The organism is Alistipes shahii WAL 8301, assembly GCF_025145845.1.
GTDB lineage: Bacteria > Bacteroidota > Bacteroidia > Bacteroidales > Rikenellaceae > Alistipes > Alistipes shahii.
Genome location: NZ_CP102253.1, coordinates 3,451,300 through 3,468,459, shown reverse-complemented (window position 1 = coordinate 3,468,459; position 17,160 = coordinate 3,451,300). Strand labels below are relative to the sequence as shown.

Here is a 17,160-nt window from a genome sequence, read left to right as displayed (position 1 = left end):
ACCTTCGATCGAAATTATCCGCCCGAAGACCCGGAGAAAAGGCCCGCGGGCGACGTCAACGACGCAAGAAAATGAAAGGTATCGTATTAGCCGGAGGCTCGGGCACGCGCCTGTATCCCATCACGAAAGGTGTGAGCAAGCAACTGCTGCCCATTTATGACAAGCCCATGATTTATTATCCGATTTCGGCGTTGATGCTGGCCGGCATCCGCGAGATACTCGTGATCTCGACGCCGGCCGACCTCCCGGGATTCCGGCGGCTGCTGGGCGACGGCTCGGACTACGGCGTAAGCATCGAGTACGCCGAACAGCCCTCGCCCGACGGGCTGGCGCAGGCGTTTCTGATCGGCGAGGAGTTCATCGGCGGCGATTCGGTCTGTCTGGTGCTGGGCGACAATATCTTCCACGGAGCGGGCTTCACGGGCATGCTCCGGGAGGCCGTGCGCAGCGCGGAGGAAGCGGGCAAGGCGACGATCTTCGGCTACCGGGTCGAGGACCCCGAGCGGTACGGCGTCGCGGAGTTCGACGCCGCGGGCAACTGCCTCTCGATCGAGGAGAAGCCTGCGCATCCGAAGTCGAACTACGCCGTGGTGGGGCTGTACTTCTACCCCAACAAGGTCGTGGAGGTGGCCAAATCCATCCGTCCCTCGGCGCGCGGCGAACTGGAGATCACCTCGGTGAACCAGGCGTTTCTCGCCGGCGGAGCGTTGAAAGTGCAGACCCTCCAGCGGGGATTCGCATGGCTCGACACGGGCACGCACGACTCGCTGGCCGAAGCCTCGATCTTCGTGGAGGTGATCGAGAAGCGGCAGGGACTGAAAATCGCCTGCCTTGAAGGCATCGCCTACCGCAACGGCTGGATCACGGAGGAGAAGATGCGCGCACTGGCCGGGCAGATGCTCAAGAACCAGTACGGACGGTATCTGTTGAAGGTAATCGAAGAATCGAAACGATGAAAGCGATAAAAACGGAGATCCCCGGCGTGGTGCTTCTCGAACCGGAGGTGTTCGGGGACGCAAGGGGTTATTTTATGGAGCGTTTCTCGCAGCGGCGGTTCGACGAACTGGTCGGGCCGGTGCGGTTCGTGCAGGACAACGAGTCGAAATCGCGCTACGGAGTGGTCCGGGGCCTGCATTTCCAGAAGGGGGAATACGCCCAGGCGAAGCTGGTGAGCGTGGTCAGGGGCCGCGTGCTCGACGTGGCGGTGGACATCCGCCGCGGATCGCCGACCTTCGGACGGCACGTCGCCGCGCTGCTCGACGGAGAGAACAAGCGGCAGTTGTTCATCCCCCGCGGATTCGCCCACGGATTCGCCGTGTTGAGCGACGAGGCCGTCTTCCAATACAAATGCGACAACTACTACGCCCCCGGCAGCGAGGGCGGCATCGCGTGGGACGACCCCGCGCTCGCGATCGACTGGCGGCTTCCGGCCGGCGAAATACTCCTCTCGGAGAAAGACCGCCGGCACCCGAAGCTGGCCGACGCACCGGAACTTTTCGAATACGACAGACCATGAACATACTCGTAACGGGCGCCAACGGCCAGCTGGGCCGTGAAATGCAGCGGCTGAGCGCCGTATCGCCCAACAACTACACCTTTACCGACGTGGCGGAACTCGACGTCACCGACGCCGGGGCCGTCCGGCAGGCCGTGGCGCAGACCCGCGCCGAAGTGATCGTAAACTGCGCGGCCTACACCAACGTGGAGCGCGCCGAGGAGGACGAGGAGGCGGCCGACCGGCTGAACCGCGGGGCGGCGGAGAACCTCGCCCGGGCCGCGGAGGCGAACGGCGCGACGCTGATCCACGTCTCGACGGACTACGTCTTCGACGGCACGGCACACCTGCCCTACACGGAAGACGCCCCGACCGCACCGCTGGGCGTCTACGGACGCACGAAACTCGCCGGGGAGCGGGCCGTCGCGGAGTCGGGGTGCAAATACCTGACCTTCCGCACAGCGTGGCTCTATTCCGAATACGGGAACAACTTCCTGAAAACGATGCTCCGGCTGACGGCCGAAAAGGAGCGTCTGAACGTGGTCTTCGATCAGGCGGGGACCCCGACCTACGCCGGGGACCTGGCCATGACGATCTTCTCGATCGTCGAAGGCGGCTATTTCGCCGGAAACGAGGGCCTCTACCACTTCTCGAACGAGGGCGTGGCGTCGTGGTACGACTTCGCCGCGGAGATCGCCGCCGCCGCCGGGCACGACAAATGCCGCATCCGCCCCTGCCGCACGGCGGAATTCCCGACCAAGGCCGCCCGCCCGGCCTACTCGGTGCTGGACAAAAGCAAAATCAAAGAGACGTTCGGGCTGGAAATCCCCCACTGGCGGGAGTCGATGCTCTACTGTCTGAAAAACATGCTGCGATGAAACGCAATATCCTGATCACCGGCGGCGCCGGATTCATCGGCTCGCACGTCGTGCGGCTGTTCGTCGGGAAATACCCCGACTGTCGGATCGTAAACCTCGACCGCCTGACCTACGCCGGCAACCTCGCGAACCTGCGGGACGTCGAGAACCGTCCGAACTACACGTTCGTCAAAGGCGACATCTGCGACTACGACGCCATGCGCAGCCTCTTCGCGGAGTACGACATAGACGGGGTGATCCATCTCGCGGCCGAAAGCCACGTCGACCGCTCGATCCGCGATCCGTTCACTTTCGCGTGGACCAACGTGATGGGGACGCTGACGCTGTTGCAGGCCGCACGGGAGCATTGGAACGGCACATGGGAAGGCAGACGCTTCCACCACATCTCGACCGACGAGGTCTACGGGGCGCTGCCGTTCGACGGGACGCTCTTCACCGAGCAGACCCGCTACGACCCCCACTCGCCCTACTCGGCGTCGAAAGCCTCGTCGGACCATTTCGTACGGGCGTTCCACGACACGTACGGATTCCCGGCCGTGGTGACGAACTGTTCGAACAACTACGGGCCTTATCAGTTTCCCGAGAAGCTCATACCGCTGTTCATCAACAACATCCGCCACGAAAAGCCGCTTCCGGTCTACGGCCGGGGCGAAAACATCCGCGACTGGCTCTACGTCGAGGACCACGCCCGGGCCATCGACACGATATTCCACCGGGGACGCGACGGCGAGACGTACAACATCGGCGGTTTCAACGAGTGGCGGAACATCGACCTGATCCGGGTGATCATCCGGACGGTGGACCGCCTGCTGGGACGGCCCGAAGGGGCTTCGGAGAAGCTGATCACCTACGTCACCGACCGGGCCGGGCACGACCTGCGCTACGCCATCGACTCGCGCAAACTCAAGGAGGAGCTGGGCTGGGAACCTTCGCTGCAATTCGAGGAGGGCATCGAGAAGACCGTGCGGTGGTACCTCGCCAACCAGGAGTGGATGGACGACATCACCTCGGGGGAATACGAGCGGTACTATCAGGAAATGTATACCGGGCGGTAGACGCATATTTTCGGATCGTTTCACGATCCGGTGCTTATGTACTTTTTGATCGCAAAAAGTACCAAAAACTCTCCGACAGATGCCTTCGCCTACTTTGGGCGGCCTAACGCTGGCTCCGGGCGACTATTCGCGGGTTTGTAAACAAACCGCCCCCTCCGCTCGCGCTTTTAGGCCGCCCTGCGTTTCACGGCTGCGGCATCGAGTCGGGATCAGTCTCCGCTTGTGGCGGCGGGAAGCAGATGCGATAACTCCGTTCAGAAAAAACCACGAAAAACTCCGTATTTATCAAACCTACCCTTTGCGGCTGATCTCGGCGAACGTCGCCCGGACGCAGGCCGCCAGGTCCGAAGGGGCGACCTTGAGTTGCAGCCCCCGCACTCCCGCACTGACATAGATGAAAGGCAGGCCGGCAGCCGTGGCGTGGATGTAGGTCGGAAAGGCCTTTTTCATGCCGATCGGCGAACAGCCCCCGCGGATGTAGCCCGTCACGGGCAGCAGCTCCTTCATCGGAATCAGATCGGCCTTCTTGTTGGCGGAGATCTTCGCCGCGGCTTTCAGGTCCACTTCGTGGTCGCCGGGCACGACGCAGACGAAATAGCCCGTACGGTCGCCCTTCAGAACGAGGGTCTTGAAAACGGTCGCTATATCCTCGCCCAGCTGTTCGGCGACGTGCGTCGCGGCGAGGTGCTCTTCGTCCACCCGGTACGGAACCAGTTCGTATGCGATCTTCGCGCGGTCGAGCAGCCGCGCGGCATTCGTCTTTTCGACTTTGGGATGTGCCATATTGTTCCCTTTATCTTCTTATCTGCCGCAAAGGTAGTTTAAATTACCCGAATGTGTGCATTTTTGCTACATTTGCCCGATCATGGCGCAACGGACACTCATATTTCTGGCAGGACTTCTCTGGGCCGCAGGCGCTTCGGCGCAGACCACGCGCGTGCGCGGGCAGGTGACCGACGCCGCGGACGGAAAGCCCCTGCAATTCGTCAGCGTCGTATTCCCCGGAACCACGACGGGAATCACCACCGACGAGCAGGGAATCTACGCCCTCGAAACCCGCGACACCGTGAGCCGCGTGCAGGCCTCGATGGTCGGTTACGCCACACGGACCCTGCCGCTGACGCCCGGAACCTTCAACCACGTGGATTTCGCCCTCGAAGCCGTGGAGTTCGGCATCGGGCAGGTGGTCATCACCCCCGGTGAAAACCCCGCCTACCCCATTCTCGACGGCGTGATCCGCAACAAGCCGCTGAACGACCCCGAGCGGTACGACACGTACAGCTGCCGCACCTACACCAAGATGGAGCTGGACCTCACGAACATTAGGCCGCAGTTCCGGAGCCGCCGTCTCCAGCGCAACTTCGGGTTCGTCTTCGATTACGTCGACACCTCGGCGCTCACGGGCCAGGCCTATCTCCCGGCGATGATCTCCGAGTCCACGGCCGACCTCTACCGCAGCAGCCGTCCGGCATTCAAGCGCGAGGTGATCCGCGCCAGCCGCATCTCGGGCGTCGAGGACAACTTCGCCGCGGCCCAGTTCACGGGAGGCATGCACGGCGACGTGAATTTCTACGACAACTTCATCGACATCTTCAACGTGCGCTTCGCCAGCCCGCTCTCCGACGGGGGACGCGCGTTCTACAACTATTTCCTGGTGGACAGCATGGTGACCGAGGGGCGCAAGATCTACAAAATCCGCTTCCATCCCAAGCGCCTCACCACCCCGGTGCTCGACGGAGAGGTCAACATCGACTCGGCGTCCTACGCCCTCCAGTCGGCCTCGGCGCGCATGCCCAAGGGCGTGAACGTCAACTGGATCAGGCACCTGATGCTCGACAACGAGAACCGTCCGGCGGACAAGGGCCGCTGGTTTCGCGTCCGCGACCGCGTGTCGGCGGAATTCTCCGTCTCGACGGCCGATTCGTCGAAACTCACCTCGTTCATCGGCACGCGCGAGGTGGCTTACAGCGACGTGCGCATCGGCGAGCCGATCCCCGACGAGGTGCTGCGCATGGACAACAACGTCGTGGTGCGCGACGAGGAACCCGGGCACCGCCGGGAGGAGTTCTGGGAGCAGGTGCGCCCTTACAGTTTGAGCGAAAAGGAGAAAGGCATCTACGCAATGGTCGACTCGGTGCAGCACGTGCCACTGTACCGCAACATCTACACCCTCATCAACACAGTGATCGTCGGCTACTGGAATACAAAATACATCGGCATCGGTCCCTACTACAAACTGGCCAGCTTCAACAAGCTGGAAGGCTTCCGCATGCAGCTGGGCGGGCGCACGACGACCGAAGTGAGCCGCACGGTGCGCGTCGGGGGCTACGTGGCCTACGGCACGCGCGACGAGGACGTGAAGGGCGGCGGCAGCGTCGAGGTGGCCTTCAACCGCCACCTCACGCGCAAACTGACCCTCACGGCACGGCACGACGTGATGCAGCTCGGCGCCGGGCAGAACGCGCTGACCGAGAGCAACATCCTCTCGTCGATACTCTCGCGCGGCGACCAGCGGCTCTCGATGGTCAACCGCGGCGAGGCGGTCTACGAACACGAGTGGTGTCACGGCGTGAGCACCTTCGCCGGCGCGCGCATGCAGCGCATCTTCGCCAACCGTTACGTGCCGATGCTGCGGCCCGACGGTGTGCCCGTCAACTCGGTTTCCGACGCCGCGGTGCACGTCGGCCTGCGGCTCTCGAAAAACGAAACGGTCTACCGCATGCCCTTCGACAAGCAGTCGATGGGTTCGGTCTACCCCATCCTGACGCTCGGATTCTCGGCGGGGATTCCCGACGCGCTGCACGGCAGCTACGAATACTACCGCCTCGAAGGCGGCATCCGCTACCGTCCGGAACTGCCGCCCGTGGGGTATTCGGACATCACGGTGCAGGGCGGGCGCATCTTCGGCAAGGTCCCCTACCAACTGCTCAAACTCCACGAGGGCAACGGCACCTATTTCTACGATCCCTACGCCTTCTCGTGCATGAATTTCTACGAGTTCGCCTCCGACGCATGGGTGTCGTGGTTCTGGGAGCACCACTTCAACGGCGTGCTGCTGGGCCGCCTGCCGCTGATCAAAAAGCTGAAATGGCGCGAGGTGCTGGTCTGCAAGGGCGTGTGGGGCACGCTTTCGCGCGAAAACAACGGGTCGACGGCCGGAACGCAGGCCGACCTTCTCTTCCCCGCGGGCATGACCTCGGTGTCGGACCCCTATGTCGAGGCCGGATTCGGCGTGGAGAACATCTTCAGGCTCTTCCGCGTGGACTGCATCTGGCGGCTCACACACCGAAGTCCCAAACCCGGACAGGAGATTCAGAACTTCGCCGTCAATTTAAGCCTGCAACTCAAATTCTGACCGGCGCAAGCCGTGCGTGTCGGGGATTTTGCCTATCTTTAGGCCCTGAAAACGAAACCGACGATGAAGAAAGCAGCTATATTCGACATGGACGGCACGCTGGTCGCCAACTCCCCGGTACACATCCGGGCCTTCGAAATCTTTTGCGCCCGCTACGGCGTCACCGACTGGAGAGAGAAACTCGCCAACGGGTTCGGCATGGGCAACGACGACATCATGCGGCTGGTGATGCCCGAGGAGGTGATCCGCGAAAAGGGCCTCGCGGCGCTGGCCGACGAGAAGGAAGCCATCTACCGCGAAATATACGCCCCGGACATCCGCCCGGTGGAAGGGCTGAAGGAGTTGCTCGAACGGCTCCGTGCGGCGGGGATTCCGTGCGCCGTGGGTTCGTCGGGATGCAAGGCCAACGTAGATTTCGTGCTCGACAGCTGTGCGATCCGGCCTTATTTCGATGCGGCGATCTCGGGCGACATGGTGTCGCGCTGCAAACCCGACCCGGAGATCTACCTCACGGCGGCTGCGGCGCTGGGCGTTTCGCCCGCCGACTGCGTGATCTTCGAGGATGCGCGAGCGGGATTCGAAGCAGCGAGGCGGGCCGGCGCAGGCCGGATCGTGGCCCTCACGACCACTCTGCCGCGCGAAGAGCTGGAGCGCGAACCGCAGGCCGACCGGATCATCGACTCATTCGCCGACATCGACGACATCGGCGCCCTGCTGGCCTAAAACAGCCGGGCGACGGCGGGAATACGCAGCACGCACCGCATCAGCCACGCCGGAACCAGCCGGCAGACACAGACGCAGATTTTCGTGAAAACACCCGGAATGCAGCTGCTACGGCCCCGGAACAAGGCCCGGAGGCCATGTTGCGCCACCTCCTGCGGCGCAGACATGACGCCCCAGCGAAGCAGCCGGCGGCGGCAGGCGGCGTCCAGATCGTACAGCGGCGTATCGACCGCCCCCGGGAAAACACCCGTCACGCGGACGCCGTATTTGCGGAACTCGAAATTCAGCGACCGGGCGAAGGTGCGCAGGAAACTTTTCGTCGCGGCATAGGCCGCAATCGTCGGATAAGGCATCCACGCCGTCGCCGACGACATCACGAGGATATACCCCTCGCCCCGTCGCCGCATCTCCTCCCCGTAGAGACGGCACAGCAGCGCGGGCGTCGTGCAATGGAGCGTGACGATGCGGCCGATGCGTTCGGGCGGGGCTGCGGCCAGCGGACCGAACAGCAGGACGCCCGCATTGCAGACGAGCACCCCGATTTCGATGCCGCGCGCCGAGGTTTCGGCATGGAGTTTCACGGCGGCATCCGGTTCCGAAAGGTCCATGCAGAGCGGCAGCGTGCGCACGCCGTAACGCGCCGCAATTTCCCGGGCCGCGGCGCGATTCTCTTCGTTGCGATTGCCCGCCATTACCAAATCATACCCTTTTGCCGCCAGCTGCGCGGCATATTCGCGGCCGATTCCCGATGAAGCGCCGGTCACCAATGCGTATTTTCGCTGCCGGGAGGAGATCATATCGAATAATTTGCTACTTTTGCGCGGTTTAAAAATCTGTATCCTATGTTTCGGGGTCTCGCCACCGTTCTGCTGCTCGTCGTCTCCAACGCCTTTATGACGCTGGCGTGGTACGGGCATATCGCCTTCAAATCACGGCTCGAACGCTTCGGGCTGACGGCCATCGTTCTGTTGAGCTGGGGCATCGCGCTGTTCGAATACTGCTTCCAGGTCCCCGCCAACCGCATCGGCAGCGCCGAATTCGGAGGTCCGTTCTCGATCTGGGAACTCAAGGTGATTCAGGAGGTCGTATCGCTCTCGGTCTTCACCGTCTTCGCGCTGGTCTTTATGAAATCCGACACCCTGCGCTGGAACCACCTCGCGGGATTCCTCTGCCTGGTTTTAGCCGTCTATTTCATTTTCCGCAAATAGCGCCAGCTCTTCGGCCTTCCCGCCGCGGATCAGGGGCAAAGCCCGGCGGATCGTCTCCGCAGGCCACTCCCACCATTTTATCGCAAGCAGGCTTTCGACCGTCGCCGGATCGAAGCGGTATTTGATGACCTTGGCCGGAACGCCTCCGACGATGGCATAGGGCGGCACATCGCACGTCACAACGGCCCGTGAGGCGACGATCGCCCCGTCACCGATCGTAACGCCCGCCATCACGACCGCTTCGTAACCGATCCACACGTCATTGCCGACAACGATGTCGCCCCGGTTGTCCCACGCCGAAGCCACCTCCGACTTGTCGATGCCCCACTCCTCGCCCCAGAAAATCGGGAACGGATAGGTGGACAGCGATTTGAGCGTATGGTTGGCGCTGTTGAAGAGGAACCGCGCGCCGCAGGCCAGCGAGCAGAATTTCCCGATGACCAGCCGGTCGCCGTTCACCGGATAGTGATACAGCACGTTGTTGCGTTCGAAATCGACGGGGTCGGCCGCGAAATCGTTGTAGATCGTCCACTCCCCCACCTCGATATTCGGGTCGCAGACGACCTCTTTCAGATAGACCGTCTGCCGGTCCCCCTCGCGGGGATATATCTTATTTTTCATCTCTTTTCAATTCTATGTTGGGTAAAAAGCCCGTGATGATGCCCAGCAGGGGCAGCAGGGTGCTGACCCGGAAAATAAATTCGATGCTCGTCCGGTCGGCCAGCCACCCGAAGAAGGCCGAGCCGAGGCCGCCCAGTCCGAACATCAGCCCGAAGAAGACCCCGGCGATCATGCCGACCTTGCCGGGCATCAGGTCGGTGGCATAGACCAGAATGGCCGAGAAGGCCGACGAGATGACCAGTCCGATGATGACGGCCAGCACGATGGTCCCGGTCAGGCCGGCATAGGGAAGCATCAGCGTAAAGGGCGCCGCACCGAGGATCGAGCCCCATATCACGTATTTACGTCCGATGCGGTCGCCGACCGGCCCGCCGATGAAGGTCCCCGCCGCCGAAGCCGCGAGGAAAGCGAAAAGCGCATACTGCGCTCCCTGCACCGACATCGAGAATTTGTCCATCAGGAAAAAGGTGAAATAGTTGGTCATCGAGGCGATGTAGAAATACTTCGAGAAAACCAGCACGCCCAGGATAATGAGCGCATTCCGAATTTTACGTTTCGAGAGTCCGGGCCCCGTGGTATCCGCCGCAACGGCGGGCCTGCGGGCTGCCAAAGCCAGTTGCCGTTTGTACCAGTTCCCGATCTTTACGAGGATGAAGATGGCCAGCAGCGCGGCCAGTGCGAACCAACCGATCGAAGCCTGCCCGAACGGAATCACGATCAGCGCGGCCAGCAGGGGCCCCATGGCGCTTCCGGCATTGCCGCCGACCTGAAAGATCGACTGCGCCAGCCCTTTGCGACCTCCCGAGGCGAGCTGGGCCACGCGCGAGGATTCGGGATGGAAGACCGACGAACCGCAGCCGATCAGTCCGACCGACACCAAAATCAGGGCGAAGCCGGGAGCGGCGGCGAGCGCAAGCAGTCCGCACAGCGTGAAACACATCCCCGCGGCCAGCGAATAGGGCCGCGGATGGAGGTCGGCCAGCCGCCCGGCGACAGGTTGCAGAAGCGACGAGGTTAGTTGGAAAACCAGTGTGATGAGGCCGATCTGGGCAAACGTGAAGCCGAATTTCTCCTTAAGGAGCGGATAGACCGCCGGAATGACGGACTGCATCATGTCATTGAGCAGATGGGTGGCGCAGACCATCAGCAGGATCGGATAGACCGTCCTGCCCGCCCGGTTCATTTCCCGCGGTCTTTTCTCCATATCTGATACGAGTTAACGAAGTTCTGCCAGACGATGTACGCCGTGGGGGCGATCGAGGAGATCGGGTCGAGGAACGACTGGGCCATCCACACCGCGAGGACCGTGTTTTTCTGCCCGAGAGACTGTCCGCCCGCAGGAGCGTCGCCGTAACGGCGGCCCAGCATGCGCCCCACCTTGAACTGCCCGAGGCAGATAGCCAGCGCGGCGAAGGCCAGCCACAGTTCCGTCGCGAGCGAAGCGTCGCGCAGGTCGATGATGAAGGCCGTCGTGCGGCCGATGATGACCAGCAGCGACGCCAGCCACATATAGAACGAGATCTGGCTGTGGTCGCCGACCCATTTCGCCGCCTTCGGGATGACCAGCCGGCAGAACTGCGCCGCGGCGAACGGCATCACCAGCAGCGGCGCGATGCGGGCCAGGATCTGCGCGAAGGTGCACGCCCCCGTCCCCGTGAAGGTCAGAATCACGGGCGCCAGCAGCGCGACGGCCATGTTGCAGAGCAGGCTGTACGTAGCCATCGTGGCGACGTTGGCCCCCAGCATGCCGCCGATGACCACCGCGGCCATCGCCACGGGAGCCAACACGCAGACCATCGCCCCCTGCGCCAGAATGAGGTCCAGCGGACGCAGCAGCAGAAAAACCCCGATGCAGGCCACCGTCTGAACCAGCAGCAGCCACACATGGAGCATCGAAGGCTTCATCTGGCTGGGTTTCACGCGGCAGAAGGTGACGAACAGCATCAGGAAGATCAGCGTCGGGGTGATCATCTGCCCCGACAGCTCCTCCAGCGCCGAGATCGGACGGCACAGCAACGCCCCGACAACCATGGCCGTCGGCATGGCGACGGTCTTCACGTTGCGGTGCAGGTGTTCCAGCAGGTGCATTTTAAGCCAGCAGCTCCCTAACCTTGGCCGAAATGTCCTTGCCGTCGGCGCGGCCCGCGAGCCTCTTCGAAGCCACGCCCATCACCTTGCCCATCTCCTTCATCGACGTGGCGCCGACCTCGGCGATCAGGGCCTTGACCTCGGCGGTCAGTTCCTCCGGGGTGAGCTGCCTGGGCAGGAACTCCTGGAAAACGGCCACCTGGGCCAGCTCCTCCGACGCCAGGTCGGGACGGTTTTGCTCGGAGAAGATCGCCGCCGAGTCGGTTCCCTGCTTGGCGAGCTTCGAGATGATCTTCAGCACGTCGGCGTCGGGCAGTTCGGCGATCTCCGGACCTGCGGTCTTGGCCTCGATGATGTATTTCTTCGCATTGCGCAGCGCGCTCAGGCGCACCGTGTCCTTGGCCTTCATGGCCTCCATGATTCCTTTCGAAATCTGCTGTTCCAACGACATGACTTTCTTATTTTAAGTTAAACAACCAATTTCTCACTCCGCAGGCCGCCGCACGACGACAATCTCGTCGAAACGCCGCTGCGACTCCGTTCCGACAACTTTCCCCTTCGCAGGAAACTCCCGGTCGAAAGCCTCGGCGGCGGAGGGGTCGATGTCGTAAATCGAATCCTCGACATAGCGCCCCCGAATGCCGGACAACGCACCGTCGTACAGTTCACAGACGTGCAGGGCCATGGCATACATGTTATCCGCCGTGCGGATTCCCAGCATCTCGGCGGGAACGAAGCCCTGATACAAATAATAATCCGGGTCGCCGCAGAGCAGCAAGGCCCGAAATCCCAGTTCCCGGGCCAGTTCGCGGGTCCGGGAGATCAGCCGGCCGCCGATGCCCTGACGCTGGCACTCCGGCAGGACCGAAATCGGCCCGAGGCTCAACACCTCACAGTCCGTTCCGTCGTCACCGTGGAGAACCGCGCGCAAGGAAACGACATTGCCCACGATTCGCCCATCGCGCTCGGCCACGAGATCCAACTCGGGCACAAACGCCGGACTGTCACGCATGACATGCAACAGGTAGTGCTCGCAACATCCGGGCGAATAGAGGTTCCAGAACGCCTCCCGCGTAACGTTCTCCGTCTCGCGGTAATCCGCAGGCTGTTCGGTTCTCAATTTCAGTTCCACTGCTTCCATTTTATTTATCGGAAAACAAAAACCGCAGCACGTCGCGCATCAGCCGGTCGCGCTGCACGCCGTCGGGGATCGACTCGAAGGGGAACCCCGCGACGAAAGTCCGTCCTCCGGCATCGCAGGCCACGGCCGCCGTGCGGCCGCTGTCGTCGTAACGCATCACGGCTAAAGCCCCCGCACCCGCGGGCTTCAGCGCATCGGCCCGCTCGACGACGTAACGGTCGCGGCGGTACTCGGTATTGAAGCGGTATTCGCCGCGCGAAAACGACGCGTCCGAAGTCATAACCCGCACCCGTCCGCGGTCCGAGGGATGTCCCCCGTCGGAGTCGATGCGGAGCACCTCCCGGGCGAACGCGCGCCCCTCCTCCGGGGTCCCTTCGGCCCAGAGGTCGGCCGCCACGTAGCTTCCCGATGCAAAAAGCCCTCCGCCGCCGGCCAGATAACGCCGCAGGACGGCCTGCAACTCCGGCGGAAAGGTCCGGAAGGCCGCCTCGCACACACCGCGGCCCAGCGGCGTGGTGCGCTGCTTGCCCAGGATCAGGTCGACGGCCGGATAGGCTTCGAGCGACACCTCGCCCCGCTCCACGGCCCGGGCCGACGCCGAGCAGAACGAGTAGCCCGCCGCCGCGACGGAACGCCCGTGCAGGGCCGGATAGTCGAACGTATTGCCGCCGATCACGTCGGTCTCCCAGTCGCACGCGCAGGCCCCGAGGGCGACGCTGTCGACGTTGCAGCGGGCCTGCGCGAGGTCAAAGACGCGCTGCGCTCCGATGAAGGCGATGTCCTGCCGGTCGGCAACGCCTCCGTCGAGGTCCATGCGGAATCCGGCCAGCGAATCGTTCCGTTCGCTCTGCGGGGCGCTCACGCGGTCGAACCCGTTGACGATCAGCACGCAGCCCTTTTCGTCGGGCACGCGGCAGGCCGCGAGCGTCTCGCTCGGGAAGCTCTCGCCGCCCTCGTTGACGGCGGTGACCCGGTAACTGTACGTGCGCCCCGGTTCCTGCCGGACGGTCAGGCGGGGTTTGTCGACATAGCGGCCGTTGTCGAAACCGCCGTCGTCCACGCGCGTGTAGACCACATAGCCCGTCGGCGCGGCGGTCGCTTCGAGCGGGTCCATCGCCGGGCTCCACGAGAGCGCGACCTCGCCGGCGCCGGCGAATTCCGCGGCGAAAGCCTCGACCGGCAGCGGCTGGACCACATAGGGCAGATCGTATTGCGAACTGACATAACGCAGGATACCCTTGTAAACAGCCCGGCTCACGAGGAACTTAAAGCGCGGGTCGTGCCCCAGGCGCATGTCGGCGAAATTCTGGTGCGACAAGAGTTCGAGCAGCATCGTCGGGACGCCCGGCACGCGCGCTTCGTAGTAGGCGCGGTTCCACATCCCGCGGCGGCTCCAGGCCGGTTCGCAGGTGCGGCGGATATCCTCGACGATCTGCGTCTGCACGAGGTCCGTCAGGTCGCGCGAACGGTAGCGGTCGGCCCCGCCCTGGAATTTGCCCTTGTTCTCGCGGGTGAAGAAGATGCCCAGCGTGCCGATGATGCCGTCGCCGTCGCGCACCCCGGCGTCGGAGTGGAACGCCAGCGCCATGTCGACCGGAATGCGCAGCCCCGCGGAGTCGGGCAGACGCTCCGAACCGCCCATCAGGGCATTGACCCAATGGGCGCGCGACATGTAGTCGTCCTTGTAGTCGTCGGTGTTGTTTTTCGGCGTATAGACCTCTTCCGGAAATCCCGCCCACTGAAGCCAGTAGCGCGCACCCTCGCAGAAACGCGGGTAACCGCTGGTCTCCCCGGCATGCTCCGCGCCGGGCAGGCGCAGCGAGTCGCAGGACGTGCGGGCCACGTTGCCGTAGCCGCCGCCGATCTTCACCGCGTCGGCCGAGACGATGCGCCCGCCCGTCCGCGAACGGTTCGAAAGGGTCACGACCTCCTGCCGTCCGGCGGCGAAGGGAAAACGCCCGAGGTAAATCCACGTCCCGCCGCCCATCGTCTGATTGACGGCAAACGAGGTCTCGCCGCCGAGGTGGCGGACCGTATAATGCGCGTCGTCGGCGCTTTCGGGCGTCGATTCGTAGCTCACATAAACCGCATATTCGCCCCGCTCGGGAATGTCGGCCTGCCACACGGCACGGCCCGTGGCCCCGCCGGTCACGGTACGCACACGGCGCGTCGTGCCGTCGCGGAAGGGATTTTCGCCCGTATGATAGACCTGCCGGAGGTGCGCGAAGCCCGCGCCGCCGCTCTCCCACGCCCCCTCCTCCGCATACTGCCCGGCGGCGTCGTTGTCGGCCAGCACTTCGTATTTCTGCACGTCGCGTTCGCGCGGCAGCAGCACGCATGCCCCGGCGTTTTCGAGCATCGGAACCAGGTACGGCAAGACATAACTTTGCGTATAGAGGTCCTCGCAGGTCTGCCAGAGCGCCGAACGCTGCCATTTCCAGCGGTTCTCCGTCTGGTCGAAATAGCGTCCGTGGCTCTGCCACAGGGCGATATGGCGTCCCGAAAGTCCCCGTCCGGGGGTCTCGGGAGCCGAAAGGCGCGTCACGAGCGGACGCCCGGAGCGGTTGGTGAAAAGCACGATCTTCTTCTTATCGACCGCTTTGCGCAGCTGCGTGGCGTTGCGGCAGGCCAGCGGAATCAACTCGGAGGCCTCACGACCGTCGGTGTAAAGTTCGACGGCGGCCTTACGGAACTCATGCGGCAGCAGGGCGCGCACCGAGTCGCGCATGGCCCGCAGGTTCTCCTCGCGGAAGGGATAGTTGGCCAACGCCGCCGTGGCGTAGATCCGCACCCGGCTGCGCGAGGCCTTGACGGCCTGAACGCGCACGGTGATCGGCTCCGGTTTCTGGTAACCGCTCGTCACCTCGCGCGAAACGATGCGCGAAAGGGTCCGGCCGATCTCCTGCCGCGTCGCGGAACCGATTTCCGCGGCGGAGACATTACCTAAAGCAAAGAGTGAGATAAGAGTGTATAAAACCTTATTTTTCATGGCGTTTCACAAGCAGCAGCATGCCGATCATCGTAAAGGCGGCATTGTAAATCAACAGTTCGAAACCAATCTGATAATCCCAGGTCTTCAGCGCCCACCACTGCACCAGCGCACTCAATGCCGGGGCCGCGAGGGCCACCAGCGGCATCCAGCGGTCGCGGACCTTCAGACGCGTGAACATCCCGAAGGCGAACATGCCCAGAATCGGACCGTAGGTATAGCTGGCGACCTTGTAGACCAGATTGATGACGCTGTCGTCGGCCCAGTACTCGAAGGCCAGGATCACGCCGGCCATCCCGAGCGCCATCGCCACGTGGACCCCGCGGCGGATGCGCGTGAGGCGTGCGTCGCCATAGCGTTTCGTGCCTTCGAGCATATCCACCGTGAAAGAGGTCGTGAGAGCCGTGAGGGCCGACCCGGCAGCTGAATAAGTACTTGAAATAAGTCCTACAACAAACAGAATGCCAACGATAAGCGGCAATCCGCCTTCGACAGCGACCAGCGAAAAGACCTGATCGCTCTTGGCGGGTGCGGCCATGCCGCTGCGCTCCATGTACAAATAGAGCAGCACGCCCAGCACGAGGAACAGAAAGATCACGAAAATCTGGCTCACAGCCGTCAGCACGATGTTCTTCTGCGAGTCGCGCGGCGTGGCGCAGCTCAAATTGCGCTGCATCATGTCCTGATCGAGTCCGGTCATGGCCACCAGCAGGACGATACCCGCGGCGAACATTTTCCAGAAATAGCGGCCCGAAGCGGGATCGTCGAAGAAGAAAATGCGCGACATGGGCGAAGCGGAAACCTCGCGGGCCGTATCGGCGAACGAGAGACCCAGCCCCCGCATGATGAAGACGATCGACAGCACGAGGCTCGCCACGAGGCAGAAAGTCTTGAGCGTATCGGTCCAGATCAGCGACTTGACGCCGCCCTGCCGGGTGTAGAGCCAGACGAAAAACATCGTGACGAGGGCGTTGCCCCAGAACGGGAAGCCGTAGTGCGAAAAGACCAGCAGCTGCATCACGGCACAGACCACATAGACGCGCAGCGCGGCGCCCAGCATCTTCGAAATGAAGAAAAACCACGCCCCGGTGCGGTGTGACTTTACGCCGAAACGGTTATCGAGGTACTCGTAGAGCGAGACGACCCGCAGGCGGTAGAACGTGGGAATCAGGACGAAAGCCACAATCAGCTGCCCCACCGTGAAGCCCGCGACCATCTGCATGTAGGAAAACGAGTCGGCGGCGACCGAGCCGGGGACCGAAATGAAGGTCACGCCCGACATCGCGGCGCCGATCATGGCGAAAGCCGCCATGTACCACGGGGTGCGGCGGTTGCCGGTGAAGAAGCCGGCGTTGTCGGCACGGCGGCCCGAGGCCCATGCGACGGCGAAAAGGACGGCTATGTAGCCCAGGACGGTGGCGGTAACGGCGGCAGGAGTCATAACTTGTATTTGGGTTCGAATTACAAAGGTATAAAAAAAGACGGACACGAAGGCGGGTAGGCGCGGATTTTATAAACCCGAAAACAGGATGCGGAAGATCGTATGTCTTATTGGATTTCCGGAAAAAACAGTTATTTTTGCTACTAATTATACATCAAACCCTTAA

16 protein-coding genes are annotated in these 17,160 nt (G+C 62.8%); 7 read left to right on the top strand and 9 right to left on the bottom strand.

Going from position 1 to position 17,160, the window contains the following annotated elements; genetic code table 11:
- Positions 1-71: 71 nt before the first annotated feature.
- From rfbA to rfbB, 4 genes are read left to right on the top strand one after another with little or no spacing between them, the layout of a single operon-like run.
- Positions 72-956, top strand: a complete 885-nt coding sequence (gene rfbA, locus NQ492_RS14705; RefSeq protein ID WP_015546036.1) for a glucose-1-phosphate thymidylyltransferase RfbA — start codon at positions 72-74, stop codon at positions 954-956.
- Positions 953-1,516, top strand: coding sequence for a dTDP-4-dehydrorhamnose 3,5-epimerase (gene rfbC, locus NQ492_RS14700; protein WP_015546035.1), 564 nt, complete (start codon positions 953-955; stop codon positions 1,514-1,516). The genes rfbA and rfbC overlap by 4 nt, the downstream gene beginning before the upstream one ends.
- On the top strand, positions 1,513-2,373 hold the full coding sequence (gene rfbD / locus NQ492_RS14695) for a dTDP-4-dehydrorhamnose reductase (RefSeq protein ID WP_015546034.1): 861 nt from the start codon (positions 1,513-1,515) through the stop codon (positions 2,371-2,373). Before rfbC ends, rfbD begins: the two co-directional genes overlap by 4 nt.
- Entirely contained in the window at positions 2,370-3,428 is a 1,059-nt protein-coding gene (gene rfbB, locus NQ492_RS14690) for a dTDP-glucose 4,6-dehydratase (protein WP_015546033.1), read from the top strand. The genes rfbD and rfbB overlap by 4 nt, the downstream gene beginning before the upstream one ends.
- Before the next feature lie 291 nt (positions 3,429-3,719).
- On the opposite strand, the gene ybaK is transcribed toward rfbB, so the two are convergent.
- On the bottom strand, positions 3,720-4,211 hold the full coding sequence (ybaK, locus tag NQ492_RS14685; protein WP_015546032.1) for a Cys-tRNA(Pro) deacylase: 492 nt from the start codon (positions 4,209-4,211) through the stop codon (positions 3,720-3,722).
- A gap of 82 nt (positions 4,212-4,293) precedes the next feature.
- Between ybaK and NQ492_RS14680 the strand changes: the two genes are divergently transcribed.
- Positions 4,294-6,783: a DUF5686 family protein gene (locus NQ492_RS14680; protein ID WP_015546031.1), complete on the top strand. Its 2,490-nt coding sequence runs from the start codon at positions 4,294-4,296 to the stop codon at positions 6,781-6,783.
- A gap of 63 nt (positions 6,784-6,846) precedes the next feature.
- Positions 6,847-7,506, top strand: a complete 660-nt coding sequence (locus NQ492_RS14675; RefSeq protein ID WP_015546030.1) for an HAD family hydrolase — start codon at positions 6,847-6,849, stop codon at positions 7,504-7,506.
- Here the strand turns inward: NQ492_RS14675 and NQ492_RS14670 are convergent.
- Positions 7,503-8,303 (bottom strand): SDR family NAD(P)-dependent oxidoreductase, encoded by an 801-nt coding sequence (locus NQ492_RS14670; protein WP_044053958.1) that lies wholly within the window; start codon positions 8,301-8,303, stop codon positions 7,503-7,505. The genes NQ492_RS14675 and NQ492_RS14670 overlap by 4 nt on opposite strands.
- Before the next feature lie 45 nt (positions 8,304-8,348).
- Here NQ492_RS14670 and NQ492_RS14665 point away from each other — a divergent pair, with 45 nt between their 5' ends.
- Positions 8,349-8,714: a DMT family protein gene (locus NQ492_RS14665; RefSeq protein ID WP_015546029.1), complete on the top strand. Its 366-nt coding sequence runs from the start codon at positions 8,349-8,351 to the stop codon at positions 8,712-8,714.
- Here the strand turns inward: NQ492_RS14665 and NQ492_RS14660 are convergent.
- From NQ492_RS14660 to NQ492_RS14630, 7 genes are read right to left on the bottom strand one after another with little or no spacing between them, the layout of a single operon-like run.
- Entirely contained in the window at positions 8,685-9,335 is a 651-nt protein-coding gene (locus NQ492_RS14660) for a CatB-related O-acetyltransferase (RefSeq protein WP_149887329.1), read from the bottom strand. The two genes, NQ492_RS14665 and NQ492_RS14660, sit on opposite strands and share 30 nt — an antisense overlap.
- On the bottom strand, positions 9,325-10,518 hold the full coding sequence (locus tag NQ492_RS14655; protein WP_015546027.1) for an MFS transporter: 1,194 nt from the start codon (positions 10,516-10,518) through the stop codon (positions 9,325-9,327). The genes NQ492_RS14660 and NQ492_RS14655 overlap by 11 nt, the downstream gene beginning before the upstream one ends.
- Positions 10,515-11,423: a hypothetical protein gene (locus tag NQ492_RS14650; protein WP_015546026.1), complete on the bottom strand. Its 909-nt coding sequence runs from the start codon at positions 11,421-11,423 to the stop codon at positions 10,515-10,517. The genes NQ492_RS14655 and NQ492_RS14650 overlap by 4 nt, the downstream gene beginning before the upstream one ends.
- A 1-nt stretch (position 11,424) precedes the next feature.
- Complete coding sequence (locus NQ492_RS14645) at positions 11,425-11,874, bottom strand: GatB/YqeY domain-containing protein (protein WP_015546025.1); 450 nt, start codon at positions 11,872-11,874, stop codon at positions 11,425-11,427.
- A gap of 33 nt (positions 11,875-11,907) precedes the next feature.
- Positions 11,908-12,555, bottom strand: a complete 648-nt coding sequence (locus tag NQ492_RS14640) for a GNAT family N-acetyltransferase (protein WP_044054672.1) — start codon at positions 12,553-12,555, stop codon at positions 11,908-11,910.
- Positions 12,556-12,565: 10 nt separating this feature from the next.
- A complete protein-coding gene (locus NQ492_RS14635) occupies positions 12,566-15,553 on the bottom strand; it encodes a golvesin C-terminal-like domain-containing protein (RefSeq protein ID WP_259872995.1) in 2,988 nt (995 codons plus the stop codon).
- Positions 15,543-16,994, bottom strand: coding sequence for a sodium:solute symporter (locus NQ492_RS14630; RefSeq protein ID WP_217727002.1), 1,452 nt, complete (start codon positions 16,992-16,994; stop codon positions 15,543-15,545). Before NQ492_RS14630 ends, NQ492_RS14635 begins: the two co-directional genes overlap by 11 nt.
- Positions 16,995-17,160: the final 166 nt, after the last annotated feature.